22 protein-coding genes and 1 pseudogene (1 of these 23 only partly in view) are annotated in these 24330 nt (G+C 73.0%); 5 read left to right on the top strand and 18 right to left on the bottom strand.

Annotated features, from left to right (window positions below):
• Window positions 1–73: 73 nt before the first annotated feature.
• The 6 genes from mutM to LCD35_RS02195 form a co-directional block, all read right to left on the bottom strand.
• The gene (mutM, locus tag LCD35_RS02220; RefSeq protein ID WP_224967105.1) at window positions 74–988 is read right to left on the bottom strand and encodes a bifunctional DNA-formamidopyrimidine glycosylase/DNA-(apurinic or apyrimidinic site) lyase; all 915 of its coding nucleotides are present in this window, start codon (window positions 986–988) and stop codon (window positions 74–76) included.
• A gap of 171 nt (window positions 989–1159) precedes the next feature.
• Window positions 1160–1984: a ribonuclease III gene (gene rnc, locus LCD35_RS02215; protein ID WP_374108020.1), complete on the bottom strand. Its 825-nt coding sequence runs from the start codon at window positions 1982–1984 to the stop codon at window positions 1160–1162.
• Between the two features lie 17 nt (window positions 1985–2001).
• Window positions 2002–2184, bottom strand: coding sequence for a 50S ribosomal protein L32 (gene rpmF, locus LCD35_RS02210; protein WP_184481814.1), 183 nt, complete (start codon window positions 2182–2184; stop codon window positions 2002–2004).
• Window positions 2185–2186: 2 nt separating this feature from the next.
• Entirely contained in the window at window positions 2187–2765 is a 579-nt protein-coding gene (locus LCD35_RS02205) for a DUF177 domain-containing protein (protein WP_224959210.1), read from the bottom strand.
• A gap of 349 nt (window positions 2766–3114) precedes the next feature.
• Window positions 3115–3852 (bottom strand): DivIVA domain-containing protein, encoded by a 738-nt coding sequence (locus LCD35_RS02200; protein ID WP_224959223.1) that lies wholly within the window; start codon window positions 3850–3852, stop codon window positions 3115–3117.
• A 208-nt stretch (window positions 3853–4060) separates the two neighbouring features.
• Window positions 4061–4495, bottom strand: coding sequence for a ribonuclease domain-containing protein (locus tag LCD35_RS02195; protein WP_225043634.1), 435 nt, complete (start codon window positions 4493–4495; stop codon window positions 4061–4063).
• A gap of 101 nt (window positions 4496–4596) precedes the next feature.
• On the opposite strand from LCD35_RS02195, the gene LCD35_RS02190 reads away from it, so the two are divergent.
• Window positions 4597–5052: a GNAT family N-acetyltransferase gene (locus tag LCD35_RS02190; RefSeq protein WP_225043633.1), complete on the top strand. Its 456-nt coding sequence runs from the start codon at window positions 4597–4599 to the stop codon at window positions 5050–5052.
• A gap of 3 nt (window positions 5053–5055) precedes the next feature.
• On the opposite strand, the gene coaD is transcribed toward LCD35_RS02190, so the two are convergent.
• The 7 genes and pseudogenes from coaD to LCD35_RS02155 all read right to left on the bottom strand — a co-directional run bounded on the left by coaD (window position 5056) and on the right by LCD35_RS02155 (window position 15840).
• A complete protein-coding gene (gene coaD, locus LCD35_RS02185) occupies window positions 5056–5550 on the bottom strand; it encodes a pantetheine-phosphate adenylyltransferase (protein ID WP_225043632.1) in 495 nt (164 codons plus the stop codon).
• Between the two features lie 251 nt (window positions 5551–5801).
• Window positions 5802–6344: pseudogene (gene rsmD, locus LCD35_RS02180) on the bottom strand (16S rRNA (guanine(966)-N(2))-methyltransferase RsmD); the annotation flags it as partial.
• Between the two features lie 100 nt (window positions 6345–6444).
• A complete protein-coding gene (locus LCD35_RS02175) occupies window positions 6445–6900 on the bottom strand; it encodes a L,D-transpeptidase (RefSeq protein WP_224959224.1) in 456 nt (151 codons plus the stop codon).
• 209 nt (window positions 6901–7109) lie between these two features.
• Window positions 7110–7910, bottom strand: a complete 801-nt coding sequence (locus tag LCD35_RS02170; RefSeq protein ID WP_224959219.1) for an SAM-dependent methyltransferase — start codon at window positions 7908–7910, stop codon at window positions 7110–7112.
• A 332-nt stretch (window positions 7911–8242) separates the two neighbouring features.
• The gene (locus tag LCD35_RS02165; protein ID WP_225043631.1) at window positions 8243–11620 is read right to left on the bottom strand and encodes a pyruvate carboxylase; all 3378 of its coding nucleotides are present in this window, start codon (window positions 11618–11620) and stop codon (window positions 8243–8245) included.
• Window positions 11621–11881: 261 nt separating this feature from the next.
• On the bottom strand, window positions 11882–14113 hold the full coding sequence (gene recG / locus LCD35_RS02160; RefSeq protein ID WP_225043630.1) for an ATP-dependent DNA helicase RecG: 2232 nt from the start codon (window positions 14111–14113) through the stop codon (window positions 11882–11884).
• A 152-nt stretch (window positions 14114–14265) separates the two neighbouring features.
• Window positions 14266–15840 carry a DAK2 domain-containing protein gene (locus LCD35_RS02155; protein ID WP_308016868.1) on the bottom strand — a complete coding sequence of 525 codons (1575 nt, stop codon included), beginning with the start codon at window positions 15838–15840 and terminating at the stop codon, window positions 14266–14268.
• A 407-nt stretch (window positions 15841–16247) separates the two neighbouring features.
• Between LCD35_RS02155 and rpmB the strand changes: the two genes are divergently transcribed.
• Complete coding sequence (rpmB, locus tag LCD35_RS02150) at window positions 16248–16439, top strand: 50S ribosomal protein L28 (protein ID WP_224959228.1); 192 nt, start codon at window positions 16248–16250, stop codon at window positions 16437–16439.
• Window positions 16440–16507: 68 nt separating this feature from the next.
• On the opposite strand, the gene LCD35_RS02145 is transcribed toward rpmB, so the two are convergent.
• Together LCD35_RS02145 and LCD35_RS02140 are read right to left on the bottom strand one after the other, a co-directional pair.
• Window positions 16508–17095, bottom strand: coding sequence for a hypothetical protein (locus LCD35_RS02145; RefSeq protein ID WP_224959229.1), 588 nt, complete (start codon window positions 17093–17095; stop codon window positions 16508–16510).
• 334 nt (window positions 17096–17429) lie between these two features.
• Window positions 17430–18101, bottom strand: a complete 672-nt coding sequence (locus tag LCD35_RS02140; RefSeq protein WP_225043629.1) for a uracil-DNA glycosylase — start codon at window positions 18099–18101, stop codon at window positions 17430–17432.
• A 371-nt stretch (window positions 18102–18472) separates the two neighbouring features.
• Here LCD35_RS02140 and LCD35_RS02135 point away from each other — a divergent pair, with 371 nt between their 5' ends.
• Complete coding sequence (locus LCD35_RS02135; RefSeq protein WP_224959232.1) at window positions 18473–19816, top strand: MFS transporter; 1344 nt, start codon at window positions 18473–18475, stop codon at window positions 19814–19816.
• A 69-nt stretch (window positions 19817–19885) separates the two neighbouring features.
• Here LCD35_RS02135 and LCD35_RS02130 read toward each other — a convergent pair whose 3' ends face one another.
• A complete protein-coding gene (locus tag LCD35_RS02130) occupies window positions 19886–20851 on the bottom strand; it encodes a thiamine-phosphate kinase (protein ID WP_224959234.1) in 966 nt (321 codons plus the stop codon).
• A gap of 97 nt (window positions 20852–20948) precedes the next feature.
• On the opposite strand from LCD35_RS02130, the gene LCD35_RS02125 reads away from it, so the two are divergent.
• Together LCD35_RS02125 and LCD35_RS02120 are read left to right on the top strand one after the other, a co-directional pair.
• Window positions 20949–21182, top strand: a complete 234-nt coding sequence (locus LCD35_RS02125) for an Lrp/AsnC ligand binding domain-containing protein (protein WP_184481871.1) — start codon at window positions 20949–20951, stop codon at window positions 21180–21182.
• A gap of 45 nt (window positions 21183–21227) precedes the next feature.
• Window positions 21228–21800, top strand: coding sequence for a DUF3515 domain-containing protein (locus LCD35_RS02120; protein ID WP_224959235.1), 573 nt, complete (start codon window positions 21228–21230; stop codon window positions 21798–21800).
• A 254-nt stretch (window positions 21801–22054) separates the two neighbouring features.
• On the opposite strand, the gene LCD35_RS02115 is transcribed toward LCD35_RS02120, so the two are convergent.
• Complete coding sequence (locus tag LCD35_RS02115) at window positions 22055–23146, bottom strand: D-alanine--D-alanine ligase family protein (RefSeq protein WP_224959236.1); 1092 nt, start codon at window positions 23144–23146, stop codon at window positions 22055–22057.
• Between the two features lie 10 nt (window positions 23147–23156).
• A protein-coding gene (locus tag LCD35_RS02110; protein ID WP_225043627.1) for a PLP-dependent aminotransferase family protein crosses the window boundary here: on the bottom strand, window positions 23157–24330 show its 3' portion. Its footprint extends 401 nt past the window's final position; 1174 of the gene's 1575 nt are visible here — the last part of the coding sequence; its start codon lies beyond the right edge, outside the window; it ends in the stop codon at window positions 23157–23159.

The raw sequence follows: 24330 nt of genomic DNA, 5'->3' as shown, positions 1-24330 counted from the left end.
GGAGACACCGCTCGAGCGTGGCACTGGTCCAGGGCCCCTCGGTTCATCGCAGCAGCCGGGGGGCCCGCCCGCGTCACCGGTGCGCGTTGCGGGGTTCCGGTTGGCACACCGGGCAGCTGTAGGACGACCGGTTCATGAACGCGTCCCGCCGCACCACCGCCCCGCACCGCGGGCAGGGCCGCTCCGCCTGGCCGTACACGGCGAGCGACCGGTCGAAGTAGCCGGACTCGCCGTTGACGTTGACGTACAACGCGTCGAAGGAGGTCCCGCCCACCTGCAGCGCCTCCCCCATCACCTCGGTGACGGCCGCGAGCAGCGCCCGGACCTCCGGGCGGGTCAGCGTGGCGGTGGGCCGCGCCCAGTGCAGCTTCGCCCGCCACAGCGCCTCGTCCGCGTAGATGTTGCCGACGCCGGAGATCAGGCTCTGGTCCAGCAGCGCCCGCTTCACCCCGGTGCGCCGCGACCGCAGCTTCGCCACCACCGCGTCGACGTCGAACGCCTCCTCCAGCGGGTCCGGCGCGATGTGCGCCACCGGCGTCGGCAGCAGCACGCCGCCGACCTCCACCTGGTCGGCCAGGGCCAGGCCGCCGAACGTGCGCTGGTCCACGAACCGCAGCTCGGGACCGCCGTCGGCGAACGCGAACCGCACCCGCAGGTGCTTCTCGTCCGCGGTCCCCACCGGTTGCACCAGCAGCTGCCCGCTCATCCCCAGGTGGGTCAGCAGGGCCTCGCCGGGCGCGTCCGCGGTGCCGACGAACTCGGTGGCCTGCGGTGCCGCGTCCTCGTCCAGCACCAGCCACAGGTACTTGCCCCGCCGCCGCACGCCGTGGACGGTGCGCCCGGCCAGCCGGGCGGCGAAGTCCTCCGGCCCGGGGACGTGCCTGCGCACCGCGCGCGGGTGCAGGACGTCCACCGCGGACACGGTCCGTCCGGTCACGTGCTCGGCGACGCCGCGCCGCACCACCTCGACCTCGGGCAACTCGGGCACGCGCCCACCTTTCGGCACCACCGGGGAACGCCGCGCGACGGCGGCGGAACGTCGGTGCGCGCGCCGCGGCGCGCGCGAAAAAAGCCGGTCGAGCAGAGGATCCCGCGGCGGCCGGAGCCGCCGGAGGTTCCACCGCTCGACCGGCAGTGCACTCGCTCTAACGCAGGACGATCACGCCGGATCGCCGTCGCGGGCCGAACCGCCGGGGGCGCTCGCGGCGGACTCGTCCGTCCCGCCGGTTCCCTCCCCGGACTGGTCGGCCTCGTCCTGAGCGTTCTGCTCCCGCTCGGACAACGAGCGCCACGCCGCCTCGGCGGCCTTCTGCTCGGCTTCCTTCTTGGTCCGGCCGTCACCCTCGCCGAGGGTGTCGCCCGCCACGGACACGAACGCGCTGAACTCCTTGCGGTGATCAGGGCCGCGTTCCTGCACCCGGTACTCCGGTACGCCCCGGCCGGTGGCCGCGGTGAGCTCCTGCAGGCTCGTCTTCCAGTCCAACCCGGCACCGCGCTGCGGCGCCTCGGTCAGCAACGAGCCGAACAGGCGGTAGATCAGGTCCCTGGCGACCTCGATGCCGTTCTCCAGGTACACCGCGCCGAGCACCGCTTCCAGGCTGTCCGCCAGGATGCTCGCCTTGTCCCGACCGCCGGTGAGCTCCTCACCGCGGCCGAGCAGCAGGTACCTGCCGAGCCCGCCCTCACCGAGGGTCCGGGCCACGCCGGCCAGCGCGTGCATGTTCACCAAGCTCGCGCGCAACTTCGCCAGCTGCCCTTCCGGCAGGTCCGGGTGCTCCCGGTACAGCCGGTCGGTGATCACCAAGCCCAGCACGGAGTCGCCGAGGAACTCGAGCCGCTCGTTCGGCGGCAGACCACCGTTCTCGTACGCGTAGGAGCGGTGCGTCAGGGCGAGCGTGAGCAGCTCGGCGTCGAGTTCGACGCCGAGCGCTGACAGCAACGGGGCCCGGTCCGCAACGCGGTTCCGGGACTGCTTTCCCCCCACTCCGCGATCCGCGCGCGTCAGGCGGGCTGGACGACCTGGCGGCCGTCGTACTGGCCGCAGGCCGGGCAGACGACGTGCGGCAGCTTCTGCTCCCGGCAGGCCCGGTTCGAGCACTGCACCAGGGTCGGCGCGGTGGCCTTCCACTGGGACCGGCGGTGCCGGGTGTTGGAGCGGGACATCTTGCGCTTGGGGACGGCCACGACTAGTTCTCCTCTTCGTTCCCGCCGAACCGCTCACGCAGCGCGGCCCAGCGAGGGTCCATCGTCTCATGGGTGTGATCGGAGCCGAGTTCGGCCCACTTCACCCCGCACCCGGTGCACAGACCTTCGCAGTCCTCGCTGCACACCGGGGACGTGGGCATCGTCAGCAGCATCGCGTCCCGCACCGCGGGCTCCAGGTCGATCAGCTCGTCGACGACGCGGCTGACCTCGTCCTCGTCGGTGGTCGCCTCGGTGGTGCTGTCCGGGTAGGCGTACAGCTCGCGCAGCTCGATCTCGATCTCCTCGGAGAACTGGTCGAGGCAACGCGCGCACTCACCGGTGAACTCCGCCGTGGCGGTGCCCGAGATCAGCACCCCTTCCACCACCGACTCCGCCAGCACGTCGAGCTGGACGGGGTCGCCTTCCGGCACCCCGATCATGTCCAGGCCGAAACCGGCGGGCGCGGGGGCGCTGCGGCTGAAGCTGCGGCTGCTGCCCGCGCGGTGGCCGAGCTCGCGGGTGTCGATCACCCACGGGCCGACCTGCGGGGCGGCACTTGCTGCATCACGGTTCTGGGACATCACGAATCTCGTCGAAGCGAAGGGGCGGGTCAAGGTGCCAGCCGACGGCTGAACGACCGCGTCTGGTCGGTGCTGCCGGGCCAGGTGCGGTTCCGCGATGGCACGAGCGGCCGGAACCGCTCAGCGCGCGGAGCTCCGGCCGGTACCGGGCGCCGGACCCGGGTCCACGGCCCGCGCCCGCGGAGCGGGAGGCTCCGGAATGCGGGATCGACGAGCGTCGAGTGGAACCGGCCAAGCGACCGGAGCACATCCGGACGGACCTCGCACGGCCATCGCGTTCAGGGTACGCCACGGCCGCGACCACCCGGAATCACCCCGGTCGCACGCGCGGACCGGTGGATCCGCCGGGTCAGTTCTCCTCGTAGGCGGGCGCGCCGTGCCGGGTCTCCTCGTAGTCGAACGGGACGCCGACCGGGCTGCGCAGCTGCTGGCGGCCCTTGCCCACGGTGCGCAGCGTGCGGCTGAGCAGGTCCTCGAAGTCGGCGAGCCGCGCGTCCACGTAGGCGTCGCACTCGCTGCGCAGCCGCTCCGCGTCCTCCTGGGCGGCTTCGGTGATGCGCCTGGCCTCGGCGTGCGCGGCCTGCGCGACCTCGGTGTCGGCGACCAGCCGGGCCTGCTCGGAGCGGCCTTCGTGCACGGACTGGTCGTAGGCGGCCCGGCCGGCCTGCACCATGCGGTCGGCCTCGGACTGGGCGCGGCCCACGTAGTCCTCGTACTCGCGGCGGCCCGCGGTCACCGACTCCTCGGCGTGGGCGCGGGCGTCGGCGATGAGCTGGTCGGCCTGCTCCTGGGCGTCGGCGACGAGCTGCTCGGCCTCGGCGCGCGCGGAGGACAGGGTGCGGTCCGCTTCGGACCTGGCGTCCCCTATCGCCTTCCCGGACTGCGCCTCCGCCTTGGACACCACGTCGTCGCGGTGGTCGAGCACGTCCTGGGCGTCGTCGAGCTCCTGCGGGAGCGCGTCCCGCACGTCGTCGAGCAGCTCCAGCACGTCGCCGCGGGGAACGACGCAGCCCGAGGTCATCGGTACCCCGCGCGCCTCCTCCACGATCGTGACGAGCTCGTCCAACGCCTCGAAAACCCGGTACACCTCGATCTCCCTGCCGTCGTAGCCGCCCGGAGCGGCAAGCATGACACCAGACCCCGGCCCCGGGGATCACGGGTCGGCCGATCACCAGTGTGCCGCCGAGGCTCGCCCGAAGTGGGGAACCTCGCCGCGCGTGTCCCGTTTCACGCCGCCCGGACGCGAACGGGCCGCCCGCCCCGGAGGACGAGCGGCCCGCGCGGCGGCCGGGAGGTCAGCCGTTGACGTCGGTGATGGAGAAGCTCTCGTAGTGGTCGTCGGTGTAGAAGAACTCACCGTTCTCCCCGACGACGAACCGGCGCGCACCGCGGTCGTCGCTGCCGGGGGTCTCGACGGTGTACTCCTTGTAGTAGCCGCTCGCGCAGTCCGGGAGGATGCCCTCGCGGTTGCTGAACGTGCCGCCGTCCTGCGGGTACGGGTACGGGCCACCGGCCTTGATCAGGTCGACGGTCTCGGCGGCCTCGGCGGGCAGCGCGGAGAGCTTCACCGCGTCGAACCCGGAGGTGTCGCCGCACTCGGCCGCGGCGACCTGGTGGGTCTGGGGGCCGACCGGGTCGGCGGACAGCGCGGTCACCGAGACGCCGAACAGGCCCGCGACGGCGAGCACACCGGCCAGCAGGACGTTCATGGCTTTCGACGAGATCTTCATGCCCGGACGCTAACCCGCGGCCATGATCAGCTGGTGGCTTGTCGTGAACACGAAGCCGGGTGGACGCACAGTTCACCCGCACGTGGTCCTACGGTCGGACCATGACACCTCCCGTTCTCCGCAGCGCCGCCGAAGCCGACCTGTCCGCGATCGTGGACCTGCTCGCCGACGATCCGCTGGGACGGCTGCGGGAGAAGCCCGGCGATCCGGCGTACGCGGCGGCGTTCGCGGCGATCGAGGCCGACCCGAACCAGCTGCTCGCCGTCGCCGACCGGGACGGCGAGATCGTGGGCACGCTGCAGCTCACGTTCATCCCGGGCCTCTCGCACGCGGGCGCCACCCGGGCCCAGCTGGAGGCGGTGCGGGTGCGGGAGGACGAGCGCGGGAACGGGCTCGGCGGGGAGATGGTGCGCTGGGCGGTGGCGCAGGCGCGCGGGCGGGGCGCCCGGATCCTGCAGCTCACCAGCAACAACTCGCGGGAGCGGGCGCACCGGTTCTACGAGCGGCTGGGCTTCGAGCGCAGCCACGTGGGGATGAAGCTCGACCTCACCGGGTGAGCGTCAGGTGTGCTCGGCGTTGCGCTCGGCGACGCGGTCCACCAGCCGCTGCTCGATCTTCGGCGGGACCAGGCTCGCCACGTCGCCGCCGTAGGTCGCGACCTCCTTGACCAGCGAGCTGGCCAGGAAGCTGTAGAGCGGGTTCGTCGACATGAACAGGGTCTCCACCCCGGACAGCCGCTGGTTCATCTGCGCCATCTGCAGCTCGTAGTCGAAGTCGCTGACCGCGCGCAGGCCCTTGACGATCGCCGAGATTTCGTTCTCCCGGCAGTAGTCCACCAGCAGGCCGTGCCAGGAGTCGATCCGCACGTTCGGCCACGGCTCGGTGACCTCGCGGAGCATGTCCAGCCGCTCCTCCACGGTGAACAGGCTGCGCTTGCTCTTGTTCACCAAGACCGCGACGACCACCTCGTCGAACAGGCCCGCGGACCGCTCGATGATGTCGAGATGGCCGTTGGTGGCCGGGTCGTAGGAGCCAGGACACACGGCACGTCTCATGAGGCCGGACGTTAGCACCGGGCCGCGGCCCGCTCAGGCCGGACGTGGCACGGGTCACCGCTCGATCGGACGCGCCCGATCCGGGCTGCTGCTCGGCCTTCCGGGACAGTCCGGCCGTCCTACTGGGACCCGCGGTCCGCCGGGAAAGCCCGCTCGTCCTGCGGAAAGCTCTGCTCGTCCTCCGGGATGGCCCGCTCCTCCTCCGGGACAGCCCGCTCGTCCGCCGGGAAGGCCCGCTCGTCCTCCAGGAAGGCCCAGTGCACCGCGGTGTCGCCGTAGCGGCGGGTGCGGTCGGCGACCAGCGGGGCCGGCCAGGCCGGATCGCCGCTGCGGGTGGACTGCTCCAGCACGACGAGCCCGCCGGGCGCGGTCCAGCCCCCGGTGGCCAGCGCGGCCAGCACCTGGGCCAGCCGGGCCGGGTCGAGGTCGTAGGGCGGGTCGGCCAGCACCACGTCGTAGGGCTCGCCGGGCGGGGTGGCCAGCGCGGTCTCCGCCTTGGCCTGCTCGACGACGACCTGCCGGAAGCCGAGGGCCGCGGCGTTGCGCCGGATGATCTGCGCGGCGCGGCGGTCCGCTTCGACGAACGTGGCGTGCGCGGCGCCGCGGGAGAGCGCTTCGAACCCGAGCGCCCCGGAACCGCCGTAGAGGTCCAGCACCCGCGCCCCGTCGAGGTCCACGGCCGCTTCGAGCGCGCTGAACACGGCCTCGCGGACCCGGTCCGAGGTGGGCCTGGTCCCGCGCGGTGGCACGTCGATCCGCCTGCCGCCCGCACTTCCCGCCACGATCCGAGTCACCGGCCCATCTTCGCACCGCCGGGGACGGCGCCCGTGCGGGCCTCCGGACGCGAAGCGGGGCGGCACCCGCGCGGATGCCGCCCCTGCTCGTGCTGCTGGATCACTGCACGACCTGGACCTCGTCACCGGGGTTGAGGGTGTCGAAGAACTTCTTGGCCGCCGTGGTGGACAGGTGCACGCACCCGTTCGACTCCTGTTCGAGGCTGCCCTCGTGGAAGGCGACCCCGGTCGTGGTGAAGAACACCGAGTTCGGCATCGGCGCGTTGTCGAACTCGCCGCTGCGGTGGTCGGCGTCCTTCCACTGCACCCGGAAGGTCCCGACGGGGGTCTCCGATCCGGCCTTCCCGGAGGTCAGCGGCACCGGCCCGTAGAAGCCCTGGCCGTTCTCCTGCAGCCACGCCTGCTTCGACGACAGGTCCACGCAGGCCTTCGCCGTCGCCTGGCAGGGCGTCACGTCCCCGGCGTCCGCGTAGGCGGCGGTGCCGGTGAGGGCCGCCCCGGCGACCAGGGCGGCCACGGTGGCCGTCCGACCGAGGCGCTTGTTCACGTTGCGCATGGGCTTCACGTCCCTTCCTGCTTCCGCAGTTCACACCACCGTGCCACAGGCACAGGGGTTCGAACACACCGCGGTCACCGGAATGCGCTTCCACACCACCACTTTCACCACATCGGCCCCGGAACTCCCGAGCGGCAAGGGATATTTCGGACGTCGGGGACGTGTTGTCCTTGTCGCACAAGGACTTCCGATCACGCGCGGTGGCCCCGTCAGCGCCGCGGGGTGGCGACGGCCGCGTAGCAGGCGGCTTCGGAGGGGACGTGGTCCGGGGCGAGCGGGCCGTCCGGGTGCCAGTTCGCGGGGTGGACCAGGCCCGGCTCGACGAACTCGAAGTCCGCCAGCAGCGCGGTGATCTCCTCCTTGGAGCGCAGCACCAGCCGCTCCGAGCCGCCGGCGTTGAACGTCTCCGCGGTGCGGTGCACCTCCGGGTGGTCGTCCGCGGTCAGGTGCGAGAACACCAGGAACGAGCCGGGCCGCATCGCCTTCCGGTAGGCGGCCAGCGCGCTCGCCGGATCGTCCTCGTCGGTGAGGTAGTGCGTCATCGCGACCATCAGCACCGCCACCGGTTCCGCGAGGTCCAGCAGCCGCAACGCCTCCGGGTGGCCGAGGATCGTCTCCGGTTCGCGCATGTCGGCGTGCAGCACCGTGGTGCGCGGGTCCTCGGCAAGCAGCGCGCGGCTGGCAGCGACGGCCACCGGGTCGAGGTCCACGTAGACCACGCGCGCCTCCGGATCGCCCTGCTGCGCGATCTCGTGCACGTTGCCGACGGTCGGCATCCCGGAGCCGAGGTCGAGGAACTGCCGGATCCCGGCCCGCAGGCAGTACCGCACGGCGCGGGCCAGGAACGCGCGGTTGTCGAGGGCGGGCTGCGGCGTGGCGGGGAAGATCTCCTTGATCGCGTCGAGGACCTTGCGGTCGACCTCGAAGTTGTGCGACCCGCCGAGGCCGTAGTCGTAGATCCGGGCCGCGCTGGCCTTGCTGATGTCGGCGCCCCTGGGCAGCTCCCGCACGGTTCCTCCGTCGCTCGTGCCCGGGTGCTGCTCTGCACCCGGCCCGCGGTCCCGGAACCGGCCGCGACGCGCGGTGCGGTGCGGTCACGGTACCCGCCCGATCCCGCAGCGCACGACGCCGCGACCGCGTCACGCCGACCGCAGCGGCCCGAACCCGGCACCCCGAACGCACCGGTGGGGGGGGGGGGGGGGGGGGGGGCCCCCGCCCCGGCGGCGGGGGGGGGGCGCGCGCCGCGGGGGCGCGCGGGGGGGCGCCCCCCCCGCGCCCCCCCCCCGGCCGGGGGGGGGGCCCCCCCCCGCCCCCCCCCCCCCCCCCCGGAGGTCGTGCCGGACTACCCGATCTCGGCGATCAGGTCGCCGCCCTCCACCTGCTGCACCCGGCCGATGGCGAGCCGCTTGACCTGGCCGGCCTGCGGCGCGGTGATCGCGGCCTCCATCTTCATCGCCTCGATCGTCGCGATGGTCTGCCCGGCGGAGACCTCATCGCCTTCGGCGACGGCGAGCGTGACCACACCGGCGAACGGGGCGGGCACGTGGCCGGGATTACCGCGGTCGGCCTTCTCCGCCACCGGCAGGTCGGTGGCCACCGAGCGGTCCCGCACCTGGATGGGCCGCAGCTGGCCGTTGAGGATCGCCATCACGGTGCGGATGCCGCGCTCGTCGGCCTCGCTGATCGCTTCGAGCCCGATGAGCAGCCGCACGCCCGGGTCGAGGTCGACGGAGTACTCCTCGCCGGGCCGCAGCCCGTAGAAGAAGTCCTTGCTGCGCAGCAGCGAGGTGTCCCCGTAGGCCTCGCGGTGCTCGGTGAACTCCTTGGTGGGCTTGGCGAACAGCAGCCGGTTGAGCGTGCCGCGGCGGTCGTCCGCCAGCCCGGTCCGGTCCTCCGCGGTGAGCTCGGCGAGCTTCCGGCCACCGGTGCGCCCTTCCAGCGCCCGGGTGCGGAACGGCTCCGGCCAGCCCGCGGGCGGCTCGCCCAGTTCGCCCTGCAGGAAGCCGATGACGGAGTCCGGGATGTCGAACTTGCGCGGCTCCGCCTCGAAGTCGGCGGGGTCGACGCCCGCACCGACCAGGTGCAGCGCCAGGTCGCCGACGACCTTCGAGGACGGGGTGACCTTCACGAGCCTGCCGAGGATGCGGTCGGCGGCCTCGTACATGGCCTCGATCTCCTCGAACTTGTCGCCGAGGCCGAGCGCGACGGCCTGGGTGCGCAGGTTCGACAGCTGCCCGCCGGGGATCTCGTGCCGGTACACGCGGCCGGTGGGCGCGGCCAGGCCGGCCTCGAACGGCTGGTAGATCTTGCGCACCGACTCCCAGTACGGCTCCAGGTCGCACACCGAGCGCAGGTCCAGCCCGGTGGCCCGGTCCGTGTGGTCGGTCGCCGCGACGACCGAGGACAGCGCGGGCTGCGAGGTGGTGCCGGCCAGCGAGGCCGTCGCCCCGTCGACCGCGTCCACCCCGGACTGCACGGCCGCCAGGTAGGTGGCCAGCTGCCCGCCCGGCGTGTCGTGGGTGTGCAGGTGCACGGGCAGGTCGAACTCGCGGCGCAGCGCGGTGACGAGCTCGGCGGCGGCGGGTGCGCGCAGCAGCCCGGCCATGTCCTTGATCGCCAGCACGTGCGCCCCGGCCTCGACGATCCGCTCGGCCAGCCGCAGGTAGTAGTCCAGCGTGTAGACCTGCTCCGCCGGGTCGAGCAGGTCACCGGTGTAGCAGAGCGCCACCTCGGCGACGGACTTGCCGGTGTCCCGGACGGCCTGGATGGCCGGGCGCATCTGCTCGACGTCGTTGAGCGCGTCGAAGATGCGGAAGATGTCGATGCCGGTGTCGGTGGCCTCCTGCACGAAGTGCTCGGTCACCTCCGTCGGGTAGGGCGTGTACCCGACGGTGTTGCGCCCGCGCAGCAGCATCTGCAGGCAGATGTTCGGCACCGCTTCGCGCAGCTTCGCCAGCCGCTCCCACGGGTCCTCGGCGAGGAACCGCAGCGCCACGTCGTAGGTGGCGCCGCCCCAGCACTCCAGGGACAGCAGCTCCGGCGTCATCCGCGCCACGTGCGGCGCGACGGCCAGCAGGTCCTTGCTGCGCACCCGGGTCGCCAGCAGCGACTGGTGGGCGTCGCGGAAGGTGGTGTCGGTGACGCCGACGGCGTCGGACTCCCGCAGCCAGCGGGCGAAGCCCTCCGGGCCGAGTTCGGTGAGGCGCTGCTTGGAGCCGTCCCGCGGCGGGGCGCTCAGGTCGGCCTCGGGCAGCTTGAGCGCCGGGTCCGCGGCGGTGGGGCGCGGCCCGTTCGGCTGGTTCACCGTCACGTCGGCCAGGTAGTTCAGCAGCCGGGTCCCGCGGTCGGCGGAGTGCCGCGCGGTCAGCAGGTGCGGGCGCTCCTCGATGAACGAGGTGGTGACCCGGCCGCCCGCGAAGTCGTCGTCTTCCAGGACCGCCTGCAGGAACGGGATGTTCGTGGCCACGCCGCGGATCCGGAACTCGGCGAGGGCGCGCCGGGCGCGGGCCACCGCGGTCCCGAAGTCCCGGCCGCGGCAGGACAGCTTCACCAGCATCGAGTCGAAGTGCGGGCTGATGCTGGTGCCCGCGAACGCGGTGCCGCCGTCGAGCCGGATGCCCGCGCCGCCCGGCGAGCGGTAAGCGCTGATCATGCCGGTGTCCGGCCGGAATCCGTTGGTGGGGTCCTCGGTGGTGATGCGGCACTGCAGCGCGGCGCCGCGCAACCGGACCGAGTCCTGCGTCATGCCCAGGTCGGCCAGCGTCTCGCCCGCGGCGATGCGGATCTGGGACTGCACGAGGTCGGCGTCGGTGACCTCTTCGGTGACGGTGTGCTCGACCTGGATGCGCGGGTTCATCTCGATGAACACGTGCCTGCCCTGCTCGTCGACGAGGAACTCGACGGTGCCCGCGTTCACGTACCCGATCTTGCGGGCGAAGGCGACGGCGTCGGCGCAGATGCGTTCGCGGAGCTCGGGGTCGAGGTTCGGGGCGGGCGCGATCTCGATGACCTTCTGGTGCCGCCGCTGCACCGAGCAGTCCCGCTCGAACAGGTGGATCACTTCGCCGGTCGCGTCGGCGAGGATCTGCACCTCGATGTGCCGCGGGTTCACCACGGCCTGCTCCAGGAACACCGTGGGGTCGCCGAAGGCGGATTCGGCTTCCCGCATCGCGGCTTCCAGGGCTTCGCGGAGCCCGCCGAGCTCGGCGACGCGGCGCATCCCGCGGCCGCCACCGCCCGCGACGGCCTTCACGAACACGGGGAACGGGATCGTCTCCCCCACCGACATGAGCTCGTCGATGTCCGCCGACGGCGCGGAGGAGTCGAGCACGGGTACGCCCGCTTCGCGGCCCGCGGCCACGGCGGTGGCCTTGTTCCCGGCCATTTCGAGGATCTCGTGGCTCGGCCCGACGAACGTGATGCCCGCGTCGTGGCAGGCCTTCGCCAGGTCCGGGTTCTCGGAGAGGAACCCGTAACCGGGGTAGATGGCGTCGGCACCCGCGGTCTGCGCCGCCTTGATGACCTCCTCCACCGAGAGGTAGGCGCGCACCGGGTGGCCCGGCTCGCCGATCTCGTAGGACTCGTCGGCTTTCAAGCGGTGCAGCGAGTTGCGGTCTTCGTGCGGGAACACCGCGACGGTGCCCGCGCCGAGCTCGTAGCCCGCGCGGAAGGCTCGGATCGCGATTTCGCCACGGTTGGCGACGAGGACCTTGCGAAACATGCCGGCTACCTCCTGGACAGGTGTCGGACGGTCCCGAAACGGTACCGCGAAAATTCCGCCTGACGAGAGAATCAAGGGGTGACCCACGTCATCCGACCGTAATGACCTGCGAGGACACCGAGGGCGCACAAGCCCTGCGAAAAAGAAAAATCCTCGATTTTCCCTTTTCGGCAAGATCGGGGACATGAATCGCCGGTGCCGCCGGACCGCCCCGCCGCACCATCGGACCACCCCGCGGCCGGGATCACCGGGTGGCGCGGGTCAGCTCTTCTCCAGGTATCCGGCGCGGCCCTCGTCCACGACCTCGCCGACCATCCGCGCCAGGCCCGGGTGCGCGCGCAACGACGGGTCCTCGGCGACGTAGCGCTGCGCGGCATCCCTCGCCTCGGCGATGACGTCCTCGTCGCGCAGCAACGACAGCATCTTCAACCCGGAACGGCGACCGGACTGGGCGGCACCGAGCACATCACCCTCGCGGCGCAGCTCCAGATCCAGCCGGGCCAACTCGAAACCGTCCGTGGTGGACGCGACCGCGTCCAGCCGGTCCCGGGTGGAGGTGCCCGCCATCGCCTCGCTCACCAGCAGGCACAGGCCGGGGGCCGAGCCGCGGCCGACGCGCCCGCGCAGCTGGTGCAGCTGGCTGACCCCGAACCGGTCCGCGTCCATGATCACCATGACGGTCGCGTTCGGCACGTTCACCCCGACCTCGACGACGGTGGTGGCGACCAGGACGTCCAGCTCGCCCGCGGCGAACGCCCGCATCACCGCGTCCTTGTCGTCGGCGGCGAGCCTGCCGTGCAGCACGCCCAGCCGCAGCCCGGACAGCGGCCCGCCGCTCAACCGCTCGGCCACGTCGAGCACCGCCAGCGGCGGGCGGCGCTCGTCGGTGCCCGCGCCCGCGTCCTCGGGTTCTTCCACGCCGTCGTCGGTGCTCGGCTTCTTCTTCCCCTTCTTCGGCGGGTTCTGCTCGTCGTCGCCGATGCGCGGGCACACCACGTACACCTGGTGCCCGGCGGCGACCTCCTCCCGGATCCGCTGCCACGCCCGGTCCAGCCACGCCGGTTTCTCCGCCACCGGGACCACGCTGGTGCTGATCGGCGAGCGGCCGCTGGGCAGTTCGCGCAGCGCGGAGGTCTCCAGGTCGCCGTACACGGTCATCGCGACGGTCCGCGGGATCGGCGTCGCGGTCATCACCAGCACGTGCGGCGCGGATTCGGAGCCGCCGCGGGCGCGCAGCGCGTCCCGCTGCTCCACGCCGAAGCGGTGCTGCTCGTCGACCACGACGAGCCCGAGGTCGGCGAAGGACACCCGGTCCTGGATCAGCGCGTGCGTGCCGACGACGATGCCCGCCTCCCCGGACGCGGCCTCCAGCAGCGCCTTCTTCCGCGCGGCGGCGGGCAGCGAACCGGTGAGCAGGGTGATGCGGGTGGCCCGCTCGGGCGCGCCGAGCTCCCCGGCGGTGCTCAGGTCGCCGAGCAGTTCCGCGAGCGACCGGGCGTGCTGGGCGGCGAGCACTTCGGTGGGCGCGAGCATCGCGGCCTGCCGTCCGGCGTCGACGACCTGCAGCATGCCGCGCAACGCGACGACGGTCTTGCCGGAGCCCACTTCCCCCTGCACCAGCCGGTTCATCGGTTGCTCGGCGGCGAGGTCGGCGGCAATCTCGGTGCCGATCTCGGCCTGCCCGGCGGTCAGCTGGAACGGGAGCCTGCCGTCGAAGTCGGCGAGCAGCCCGTCCTCGCGCCGCGGGCACGCCGGGGCCGGGTTCTCGTGCGCCGATTCGCGCAGCCGCGCCAGCACCAGCTGCACCGCCAGCGCCTCGTCCCACTTGAGCCGGTTCTGCGCGGCGGCGACCTCCGCGTGGTCCTTCGGCCGGTGGATCTTGCGCAGCGCGGTCTCCAGCCCCAGCAGGCGGTGCTCGGCGCGCAGCTCCGCAGGCAGCGGATCGTCCGCGCCGTCCCAGGTGTCGAGCACCTGGCGCACGCAGCGGGCGATGGACCAGGACGGGAGCCCCTGCGCGGACGGGTAGACGGGGATCAGCGCGCCCGCGAACTCCTCCACCGCCGAACCGGCCCGCTCCGGGTCGTCCGAGTCGAACAGCTGGTACTCGGGGTGGGAGAGCTGGAACGAGCCGCGGTAGGCGGTGACCTTGCCCGCGAACATGCCCTGCCGCCCCGGCAGCAGTTCCCGCTCCCGCCACGCCTGGTTGAAGAACGTGCAGGTCAGCGAGCGGTGCCCGTCGGTGATGCGGGCTTCCACGATGGTGCCGCGGCGGGAACGCATGCTGCGCTTGGAGACGCGGTCCACCTTCGCCAGCACCGTCACGTGCTCGTCGAGCTCCAGCCCGGCGATCGCGGTCAGCTCACCGCGCTCGGCGTAGCGGCGCGGGTAGTGCCGCAGCAGATCGCCCACAGTGGACAGACCGAGCGAGGATTCCAGCGCCTCCCCGGTCTTCGCGCCCAGCACCCGGTCGAGCCCCGTCTCCGAAGTGGTCATGCCGCCCTGCCCGTGTCGCCCGTGCCCCGCCGTACCCGCTCCGAAGTTATCGGAAGGGGGCGTCAGGAGGGCGGACCGGTGCGCCGAGCGACCACCGCGTCGCACCGCGTCGGCTGCCCGTTTTCCCGCCGCGGCGCGGATACTCCGCCCGGCTACTCCACGCCCAGCAGCAGCGCGGCGGGCAGCGCGCCCGCCGGGTAGCAGGCGCACTCCACCTCGGGGCGGTGCCGGGCGAGGTGCTCGACGATCCGGTCGGCCGCCGCCGCGGGCGCCCTATCGCCCACCAGCACCGTCACCAGCTCGCCGCCCGCGGTCAGCATGCGGTCCACCAGATCCCGCGCCACCGAGGGGAAATCGCGGCCCACCAGCACGACCTCGCCGTCCACCAGGCCCAGCACGTCACCGGGCGCGCAGCGGCCCGCCCAGGTCAGCGCTTCCGACTCGGCGATGCGCAGTTCCCCGCGCCGGGTCGCGGCCGCGGCCTCCGCCATCACCACCGCGTCGTCGGCGCTGCGGCGGGCCGGGTCGTGCACGGCCAGCGCGGCGAGGCCCTGCACCGGGGACGCGGTCGGCACCACCACGACGTCCCGGCCGTCGCGCACGGCGCGCTTCGCGGCCAGCTCGGCCCGCTCGCCCAGCCCCTCCTCGTTGGGCAGCAGCACCACGTGCGCGGCGCGGGTCCGCTCGATCGCCGCGACCAGGTCGGACACCTGCGGGTCCGCGTCCCCCAGCGGCAGCACCTCGGCCCCTTCCGCGCGGAACAGCTCGGCGAGCGCGTCCCCCGCCACGCAGGCGAGCACCGCCTGCCCCACCGGGTGGGCGACCGCCTGGTCGGCGAAGCGCTGCACCCGGATCCGGCTGGGCCTGCCGGTCTCGATGCCCGCCTCGATCGCACCGCCGATGTCGTCGCAGTGCACGTGCACCGCCCACGCGCCCGCACCGTCCCCGACCACGGACACGCAGTCGCCGAGCTCGGCGAGCGCGGTGCGCAGCCGGTCGACCCCGTCCGGTTCGGCCCCGGCCAGCAGGTACATCACCTCGTACGCGTAGCCGCCCTGCTCGGTGGGGACGGTGACGTCCGCCGCCGGCGGATCCGGGGCGAGGCGGGCCCCGTCGTGCACCACCGCGTGCAGCGCGTCCAGCAGCACCACCAGCCCGCGCCCACCCGCGTCGACCACCCCGGCGGCGGCCAGCGCGGGCAGCTGGCCGGGGGTCCGCGCCAGCGCCTCGATCGCCGCCGCGGTCGCGGCGCGCACGACCTCGCCCAGCTCGTCGCCCGCGTCGCCGGTCCCCTCGGCTGCGGCGCGCAACACCGAAAGCATGGTGCCGTCCACCGGTTCCGCGATCGCCTCCGCGGCGAGCGCGGACGCCTGGTGCAGCGCGGCGCGCAGCGCGGCACCGTCCATCGAGGTCGCCGCGCGCAGCTGCTCGGCCACGCCCCGCAGGACCTGCGAGAGCAGCATCCCGGAGTTGCCGCGCGCCCCCGAGACCGCGCCCGCGGCCAGCGCGCCCAGCACGTCGCCCAGCACGTCCGGGGCGCCTTCGACCGCCGCCAGCGCCGAGCTCATGGTGTGCAGCAGGTTCGTCCCGGTGTCGCCGTCGGCCACCGGGTACACGTTGATCCGGTCCAGCGCCGCCCGGTCCCGCTCCAGCGCGGCCACCGATTCCCGCGCCCAGCTCCGGGCCGCCTCCGCGCCGAACTCCGGCGCCTTCGGACTTCCCACCACATCGCGAAGCCTAGGCCAACGGTCCCGCGCGGGGCCCGCGCCCGACGCGCGGTGCCGGGACCGCCCGCGGCCGCCGAGCCCCCGCCGCGGCCGGGCGCGCGCACCCCCGGCTGCGCCGCATGTCAGGGGCCGCCGGAGCCGTTCGGGCCGTGGGGTAGGCTTACCGGGTCCCGGGTGGCGATGACCCAGGGCACCCGTAAGGCATGCAGGTCCGAACCGGCTCCGCGCCGGGAGGAGATCGCCGGTTCCTGGCGAGCAGCAAGCCCAGCGGTACGTGGTCCGGTCCGCTCAGCGGGCGGGATCCCCAAGCGGGCAGCGCTCGCGTGGACTCATCGCCGCAACCGAACTCAGGCTTCCCCGCCGCGGGCGTGGGAGGACGTCGAACGCAAAGTTAAGGGGTGTCTGACGTGGCTGCCGTCTGCGACGTCTGCAGTAAGGGTCCGGGCTTCGGTAACTCGGTCTCGCACTCCCACCGGAAGACCCGTCGCCGGTGGAACCCGAACATCCAGACCGTGCACGCCAAGTTCGGTCTGTCGCAGCGCAAGCGCATGAACGTGTGCACCTCCTGCCTGAAGGCGGGCAAGGTCACGCGCGGCTGAGCGCCTGCCGCTAGCGCGAACCCCGGGACGAACCGACGTCCCGGGGTTTTTGCGCGTCCGGCCAAGGTTCAGGGGTGGTGGTGCCGCCAGCGCGGACCGATCTCCGCCCACTCCTGCTCCCACGCCGCCAACCGCCGCCTGCCCACGTACCAGCGCGCGGCGGCGAACAGCCCGCCGAGCACGAGGCCCGAGCCGAGCAGCACGGCGGCCCCCGCGGTCCCGGCCGCTTGGGTGGCTTCGGAGCGGGTGCGCGGCGGCGGCACCGGCCGGCCCTGCGGGTCGACCCAGATCTGCAGGGTGTCGGCGAGCCGGGTCCCGGTGGGCACTTCGACGACGGCCACGCGCTGCGGTTCGGGCCCCCACCCGACGGCGACGGACCGCACGACGGCGGAGTCCTGCCCCGGCACGTCGGAGAGCACGCGGGCGGTTACCTCGTGGCGCTGGGCGCGTTCGGCGTTCACCTGCCCCAAGTGGTCCCGCAGCACGGCTTGGGACGCGACGAACGAACAGATCAGCACCACCACCGCCGCCGCCGAGAGCACGAGCAGCGCGACGGGTTCGAACAGGTCGGTCCGGCGCCGCAGCGGGTTGGCCCCGGGCCACACCCCGCGCCGCAGCCGCGCCAGGACTCCTCCACTGACCGGGCCGGCACCCATGACGAGCCTTCTTCCGTCGGCGAGCACAAGTCCACCGCAAGGGTCGAATCTACGACCGGCGCTGGGCGAAAGCCATCCGCCGAAACGGGAGGTGGGGCGGCCGGTTCCGATCACGGTGCGTTGATCCGGAGCGCACGGGAGAGCACGCCCGGCCACCTGTCGCAGGGCGGCTGCGGGGACCGTCGTCGATGCGTTCGAGCTGGTGGGGCGGGGCGGACGAGCGCGGCGGGCGGGCCGCCGAGCGGGATCGGGGCCCCGCGCGCGCACTCAGGCCCGGCGGGTCGCCACGACGGAGGTCGTCACAGCGCGTCGCCACCGGCCGGTGCGGCGACCGTCAGGGCAGCTTCCAGTCGACGGGCTCGGCGCCCGCGCGCCGCAGGATCTCGTTGGCCCGGCTGAACGGCCGGGTGCCGAAGAAGCCGCGGTCGGCGGACATCGGGCTCGGGTGCACCGATTCGATGCGCTCGACGCCGGGCATCAGCTCCCGGGTGCTGCGGGCGTCGTTGCCCCAGAGGATCGCGACCATCGGCTGCTCGCGGGCGGCGAGCGCCCGGATCGCCTGGTCGGTGACGGCCTCCCAGCCCTTGCCGCGGTGCGAGGCCGACTTGCCGGGCTGCACGGTCAGCGCCCGGTTCAGCAGCAGCACGCCGTTCTCGGTCCACGGCGTCAGGTCGCCGCTGGTGGGCGTGGGATGGCCCAGGTCGTCGCAGTACTCCCGGAAGATGTTGATCAGGCTCTTGGGCGGCCGCACGCCGGGAGCCACGGAGAAGCTGAGCCCGACCGGGTGCCCGGGCGTCGGGTACGGGTCCTGGCCGACGATGAGGACGCGCACGTCGCGGAACGGCTGCCGGAAGGCGCGGAGCACGTCGTCCCCCGCGGGCAGGTACTGCCGCCCGGCGGCCACCTCGGCGCGCAGGAAGTCCCCCATCGCGGCGATCTGGTCGGCGACGGGTTCCAGCGCCTCGGCCCAACCGGCTTCGACGACCTCGTGCAGCGGACGTGCCATGGTCGCGCACTCTAGCGAGCGCGCTCGATCCACTTCCCGCCGCCCCGGCGGGCAGCACCGCGGAGCCGTCAACGTGTTGTGCCCCACACAGCGGCGCGTCATCATCGACCCCCGGGCGAGCCATTCCTCCGGCCGAACGATCGAGATCTCCATAACCGCCCGTGACCAGCGTTTCGGCCTCGGCCACCACCTCGGCCACCGCAGGGCACAAAGCGACTGCGAGGTGATGCATTAGGCATGACCACAATTATCGAAACGGACACAAGTAGCCGTTTTGGTGGCCAGGAGGGAGCCGCTGGGCTAAGTTCCCCAGTACTCCAAACGTGTTCACGCACCGTGGACGGCACGACCCGGAGGTGGCACACACCCTCATGACTGCACAGGAAACGGAAGAGCTCACCCCGGAACGGCGATCACTGCTCCGGCGCGCGGTCGGCGCCGCGGCAATCGGGAACACGACGGAGTGGTACGACTTCGGCGTGTACGCCTACGTCGCCGCCTACGTGGGCCACCAGTTCTTCCCCGGACCGTGGGAGACGGTCTCCGCATTCGGCGTGTTCGCGATCTCGTTCCTGCTGCGTCCCCTGGGGAGCATGTTCTTCGGTCCGCTGGGGGACCGCATCGGACGCCAAAAGGTGCTGGCGATCACGATCCTGCTGATGTCCGGATCGACATTCATCCTCGGCTGCCTGCCGAACTACGACACGATCGGACTTCTCGCACCCGTTCTGCTGTTGTTGTGCCGGATGGTGCAAGGGTTCTCGACCGGTGGTGAATACGGTGGCGCGGCCACCTACATCGCCGAGTACGCACCGAATCGGAAACGCGGTTTTTACGGCAGCTGGCTCGAATTCGGCACGCTCGCGGGATTCGGTCTCGGCGCGCTGGTGCCGACGATCCTGATCCTCGTCCTGCCCGCCGAGTCGATGGAGTCCTGGGGCTGGCGGATCCCGTTCCTGCTGGCCGGACCGCTCGGCCTGATCGGGCTCTACCTGCGGTCCAAGCTGGAGGACACGCCGGCGTTCAAGAACCTGGAGCAGAGCGACAACCTGGCCCGTTCGCCGCTGAAGTCCCTGGTGCGCGAGTACTGGCGACCGCTGCTGATCCTGATGGGCGTCGTGGTGCTCATCAACGTCGCGAACTACACGATCCTGACCTACATGGAGAGCTACCTGACCGACACCTTGCAGATCCCGGAGGGCCGGGAGTACGAGGTGCTGGTGCCGCTGCTCCTGGTGGTGGCGCTGATGATGGCGGCGATCACGCCGGTCGGCGCGCTCTCGGACCGGATCGGGCGGAAGCCGCTGTTCCTGTCGGCGGCGATCTGCTTCATCGTGCTGCCGTACCCGGCTTTCCTGCTGATCTCGCAGGGCACGATGCTCACCACGATGCTGGGGCTGGCGCTGCTGGGCGTGGGTCACCTGCAGCTGATCGGACCGCTGGCGGCGACGCTGCCCGCGATGTTCCCGACGAAGGTGCGGTACGCGGCGTTCAGCGTCGGCTACAACCTGTCCACGGCGGCGTTCGGCGGTACCGCGCCGCTGATCAACGACTGGGCGGTGACCTACACCGGGAACTCGTTCTTCCCGGCGTTCTACCTGATGGGGGCCGCGGTGGTCGCGCTGGTCCCGATCCTGCTGATGAAGGAGACGGCGCGGAAACCGCTGATGGAGGAGGCCGACTCACCCGGCACCTCCGCTCCGGCGACCGGCTGAGCGGATGCGCGCGAAGGCCCCGCGGGGACTCCCCGCGGGGCCTTCTGCCGTCCGGAGCCGCTCAGGTGGTCAGCGCCAGTGCTCCCAGCCGACGGCGCCCTCGTAGGTCGCGCCGTCCACGGTGACCCCTTCGCCCTCCACGACTTCGCCGACGGCGCGCCAGCCCTCGGGCAGCGCCTGCTCCGGCGGGAAGGTCGCCACCAGCGCGTGGTCCTCGCCGCCGGTGAGCACCCAGTGCCGGGCGTCCGCGCCCAGCGCCGAGGCGACCTCGGTCAACCGCTGCGGCACTTCGATCAGCTCGTCGCGCAGGTCGATGCCGACCTGCGCGGCCGCCGCGACGTGCCCCAGGTCGGCCAGCAACCCGTCCGAGACGTCGATCATCGAGGTGGCGCCGGCGTCCGCGGCCAGCGGACCCGCCGCGTACGGCGGCTCCGGCACCCGCTGCGCCCCGACCACCGCCACCGGCGAGCGGAACCCGCGCCCCAGCACCGCCAGTCCTGCGGCAGCCCAGCCGAGCCGCCCCGCCACGGCCACCACGTCGCCGGGGCACGCCCCGGAGCGGGTGACCGGCGTGCGGCCCTGCAGGTCGCCCAGCGCCGTGATGGAGATCGTCAGCGCGGGCGCGGTCACCATGTCCCCGCCGATGAGCCCGGCGCCGACGCGCTGCGCTTCTTCCCACATGCCCGCCGAGAGCTCGTCGACCACCGAGGTCGGGGTGTCCGGCGGGCAGCCGAGCCCCACCAGCAGCCCGGTCGGCACCGCCCCCATCGCGGCCACGTCGGAGAGGTTCACCGCCACGGCCTTGCGCCCCACCTGGTGCGGCGTCGACCAGGCCAGCCGGAAGTGCACCTGTTCCACCAGCACATCGGTGGTGGCGACGATCCGGCCGTCCGGTGCGGCGAGCACCGCGGCGTCGTCACCGGGACCGAGCAGGGTCGCGGCGGGCTGGGCCCGCCCGGAGGTCACCCGCTGGATGAGGCCGAACTCACCGGCCTCGGACACGGTCTGGTCCTGCGCCGAAGTGTCCGAACCCACGTCAGACCTCCCTTTCTTGAGCATCCGCTCGGCCCGATGGGGTAGCTTTCTCCCAGTTTCCTACCCCGCGCACCAGGCCGAGACGAAGGGGCACGCCGTGGTTCAGGCATACATCCTCATCCAGACCGAAGTCGGCAAGGCCGCCGCCGTCGCCGCCGAGATCTCCGGCTCCACCGGCGTGATCACGTCCGAGGACGTGACAGGTCCGTACGACGTGATCGTGCGCGCCGAGGCCGAGAATGTCGACCAGCTGGGCAAGATGGTCGTCGCAGGCATCCAGAACGTGGAAGGCATCACCCGGACGCTGACGTGTCCGGTCGTACACCTGTGAGCGCCCGCTTCCGGGCATTCCGGTCGCGCGTGCTGTAGTGGCCGGGTGGCCGACGAACATCCCAGGTTCCCCCGCCCGGTGCTGATCACGGCGCTCGCGCTCAGCGGGTTGCTGGCGCTGGGCGTCATCTCGCTCGGGCTGGTGTCCCGGTTCTCCGAGCAGCGCCAGCAGGACGCGGTGGAGGCGGTGCAGCAGGCCCGCCGCACCGGTCCGCTGGCCCTGCCCCCCATCCCCTCCCCCGGAGCCGAGGGCCCGGAGTGCGCGAAGCTGCTCGCGGAGCTGCCCGCCGAGCTGGCGGTGGACGACGCCCGGGTTCCGCGCCGCGAGCTGGCCGACCCGGTGCCGCCGGGCGCGGTCGCGTGGGGCGACGCCGAGCACGACCCGATCACGGTGCGCTGCGGCCTGCCCGCGCCCGCCGAGCTGACGCCGACCTCGCCGCTGGTGCAGATCAACGGGGTGCAGTGGCTGCGGATCACCGAGGCCGGGAACACCTCGTGGCTGGCGGTGGACCGGCCGGTGTACGTGGCGCTGACCGCCCCGGAGAACTCGGGCAGCGGTCCGGTGCAGGACCTGTCGGACCGGCTGCGGGCGCTGCCCGCGAAGCCGGTCTTCCCCTGATCCCGTAACGAGGGAACCGCTGACTGCCTGCCTCTGAACCTGCCCGGCGGGTCGTATCGGTGTCCTGTCAGCGGCGAAGCCGCTGAGCGAACGACCACCAGAGCAACCGGCACCGCAGCGGGTTCTCAGCGGTTCCCTCGCGAGGACAGCGTTTTCGCATGTGGCGGAGCCACCTGTGAAAACGATCCCGCAGCGAGGGGACCGCTGAGGTTCCGCCACCCGCCCCCCACGCACCAGAAGTGGGAGAAGCCGATTCAGCGCAGGCCCGTGCCGCGGGCCCGCGCGGTGTCGACGAGCGTGGTCAGCAGCGTCGGGTAGTCCACCCCGGTCTGCGCCCACATCCGCGGGTACAGCGAGATCGAGGTGAACCCGGGCATGGTGTTGACCTCGTTGACGATGAGCCCGCCGTCCTCGGCGACGAAGAAGTCCACGCGGGCGAGGCCCTGGCACTCCAGGGCGCGGAACGCGGTGATCGCGGTGGCGCGCAGCTGCTCGACGGTGTCGTCGCCGACCTTGGCGGGGATGTCGAACTCGGTGACGTCGTCGAGGTACTTGGAGTCGAAGTCGTACCAGTCGGCCTCGCCGGTGACGCGGAGTTCGGCGGGCAGCGAGGCTTCCACGCGGCCGTCGGGGAATTCGAGGACGCCGCACTCGACCTCGCGGCCGACGACGGCCTTCTCGATGATCACCTTGGGGTCGGTGCGGCGGGCCTCGGCGACGGCGTCGTCCAGCTGGGCCCAGTCCGTGATCTTGGTGATGCCGAGCGAGGAGCCGGCGCGGGCCGGCTTGACGAAGGCGGGCAGCCCGATCCGCTCCCGGCGCGCTTCGTCCAAAGTGGACTGGTCGCGGCGCAGCACCTCGTAGGTGCCGACTTCGATGCCCTCCGCCGCCAAGAGCTTCTTGGTGTACTCCTTGTCCATCGACACCGCGCTGGAGAGCACGCCCGGCCCGGCGTAGGGCACGTCGGCCATCTCCAGCAGGCCTTGGATGGTGCCGTCCTCGCCGAAAGCCCCGTGCAGCACCGGGAACACGACGTCCACTTCGGACAAGACCTCGCCGCCGCGGCCCGGCTCGACCAGGATCAGGTCCCGCCGCGTCGGGTCGCCGGGCAGCGCGACCGCGGTCCCCTGCGCCACTTCCGGCGCCTGCCGGTCGCGGATGGCCAGCTCCGCCGGGTCCGAGGTGCCCAGCACCCAAGCGCCTTCGCGGGTGATGCCGACGGGGACGACCTCGAAGCGCTCCCGATCCAGGTGGCTCAGGACACTGCCCGCGGACAGGCAGGAAACGCCGTGCTCGGTGCTCCGTCCGCCGAAGACGACGGCCACCCTGGTCTTGCGCTCAGTCATGCGCGGGACCCTACCCGCACGCGTGGGAGCCGCCAGCGGCCTCCTCGCCGCACCAGCGGGCCACCAGTTCCAGCGATCGCTCCAGGTCGGCGCGCGAACACGAGGCGTAGCCGAGCGCGATCCCGGTCCAGCGCTGCGGTCCGTGGTGGTGCCTGCGCAGCCCGTCGAGCACGATGCCGTGCTCGTTCCCCCGCTCCACCACGCGCTGCTCGGCCGCGGCGGACGGCAGCGGCAGCACCACGTGCGCGCCCGCCTCGTCGCCGGACACCTCGACCCCGGCCTCGGCCAACCGGGCCACGACCAGCGCGCGCCGCTGCGAGAGCTCGCGGCGCAACCTGCGCAGGTGCCGCCCCAGATCACCGTTGCGGGCGTACTCGACGAGCACCCGCTGCCCGGCCGGGGCCGGCCCGGTGCTGGTGCGCTCGCGGTGCTCCAGCACCCCGGCGACCAGCCGGTCCGGACCGAGCATCCAGCCGACGCCGAGCGTCGGGGTGAGGATCTTGCTGGTGGTGCCCAGGTGCACCACCACGTCCGGCGCCATCGCGGCCAGCACGGGCAGCGGCGCCACGTCGTAGCGCAGCTCCCCGTCGTAGTCGTCCTCCACGATCAGCCAGTCCTCCGCACGCGCGCGTTCCACCAGCGCGACGCGGCGTTCCGCGGGCAGCCTGCCGCCGATCGGGTACTGGTGCGCCGGGGAGCAGTAGACGGCGCGCACACCGCGCGGGATCGCCTCCACCACGATCCCGCCGTGGTCCACCGGGGCGGGGACCACGTGGGCCCCGGCGGCGAGCAGGGTCTGCACGGCGCGCTGGTAGCCGGGTTCCTCCACGGCGACGGTGGCACCGCGGCCGAGCGCGGTCGCGGCCAGCTCCGCGAGGGCCGCGGTGGTGCCGCCGGTGGCGATCACGGTGCCCAGGTGCGGGCCGCCGGTGGTCATGCCGCGGTGGCGCAGCAGGTGCTCCACCACCGCGTCCCGGTACTGGTCGGCGCCGGCGACCCGGCGGGTCTCGTCCGGTTCGCGGTCCGCGGCGGCGCGCCACGCCCGGCGCCAGGCGGCGCGGTCGATGCCGCCGGTCCACGGGATCCCCGGGACCAGCCGCACCGCCCCGGGGGGGGCGGGGGGCGCCCGCCCCCCCCCCGGCCCCCCCCCGCCGGGGGGGGCGGGGGGCCGGGGCGGGGGGGGG

Origin of the sequence: Saccharopolyspora sp. 6V (assembly GCF_020176785.1) — a bacterium.
GTDB classification, from domain to species: Bacteria; Actinomycetota; Actinomycetes; order Mycobacteriales; family Pseudonocardiaceae; genus Saccharopolyspora_C; species Saccharopolyspora_C gregorii.
The sequence above is the reverse complement of the archived record's forward strand: the minus strand, read 5'-3'. Positions and strand labels throughout refer to the sequence as shown.

Coding starts and splice junctions, on each gene's coding strand:
- LCD35_RS02205 (WP_224959210.1), bottom strand. CDS start 2,765: ATGTCCCAGAACCGTGATGCAGCAAGTGCCGCCCCGCAGGTCGGCCCG.
- LCD35_RS02195 (WP_225043634.1), bottom strand. CDS start 4,495: ATGAAGATCTCGTCGAAAGCCATGAACGTCCTGCTGGCCGGTGTGCTC.
- LCD35_RS02190 (WP_225043633.1), top strand. CDS start 4,597: ATGACACCTCCCGTTCTCCGCAGCGCCGCCGAAGCCGACCTGTCCGCG.
- coaD (WP_225043632.1), bottom strand. CDS start 5,550: ATGAGACGTGCCGTGTGTCCTGGCTCCTACGACCCGGCCACCAACGGC.
- LCD35_RS02175 (WP_224959224.1), bottom strand. CDS start 6,900: ATGCGCAACGTGAACAAGCGCCTCGGTCGGACGGCCACCGTGGCCGCC.
- LCD35_RS02165 (WP_225043631.1), bottom strand. CDS start 11,620: ATGTTTCGCAAGGTCCTCGTCGCCAACCGTGGCGAAATCGCGATCCGA.
- recG (WP_225043630.1), bottom strand. CDS start 14,113: ATGACCACTTCGGAGACGGGGCTCGACCGGGTGCTGGGCGCGAAGACC.
- LCD35_RS02145 (WP_224959229.1), bottom strand. CDS start 17,095: ATGGGTGCCGGCCCGGTCAGTGGAGGAGTCCTGGCGCGGCTGCGGCGC.
- LCD35_RS02140 (WP_225043629.1), bottom strand. CDS start 18,101: ATGGCACGTCCGCTGCACGAGGTCGTCGAAGCCGGTTGGGCCGAGGCG.
- LCD35_RS02135 (WP_224959232.1), top strand. CDS start 18,473: ATGACTGCACAGGAAACGGAAGAGCTCACCCCGGAACGGCGATCACTG.
- LCD35_RS02115 (WP_224959236.1), bottom strand. CDS start 23,146: ATGACTGAGCGCAAGACCAGGGTGGCCGTCGTCTTCGGCGGACGGAGC.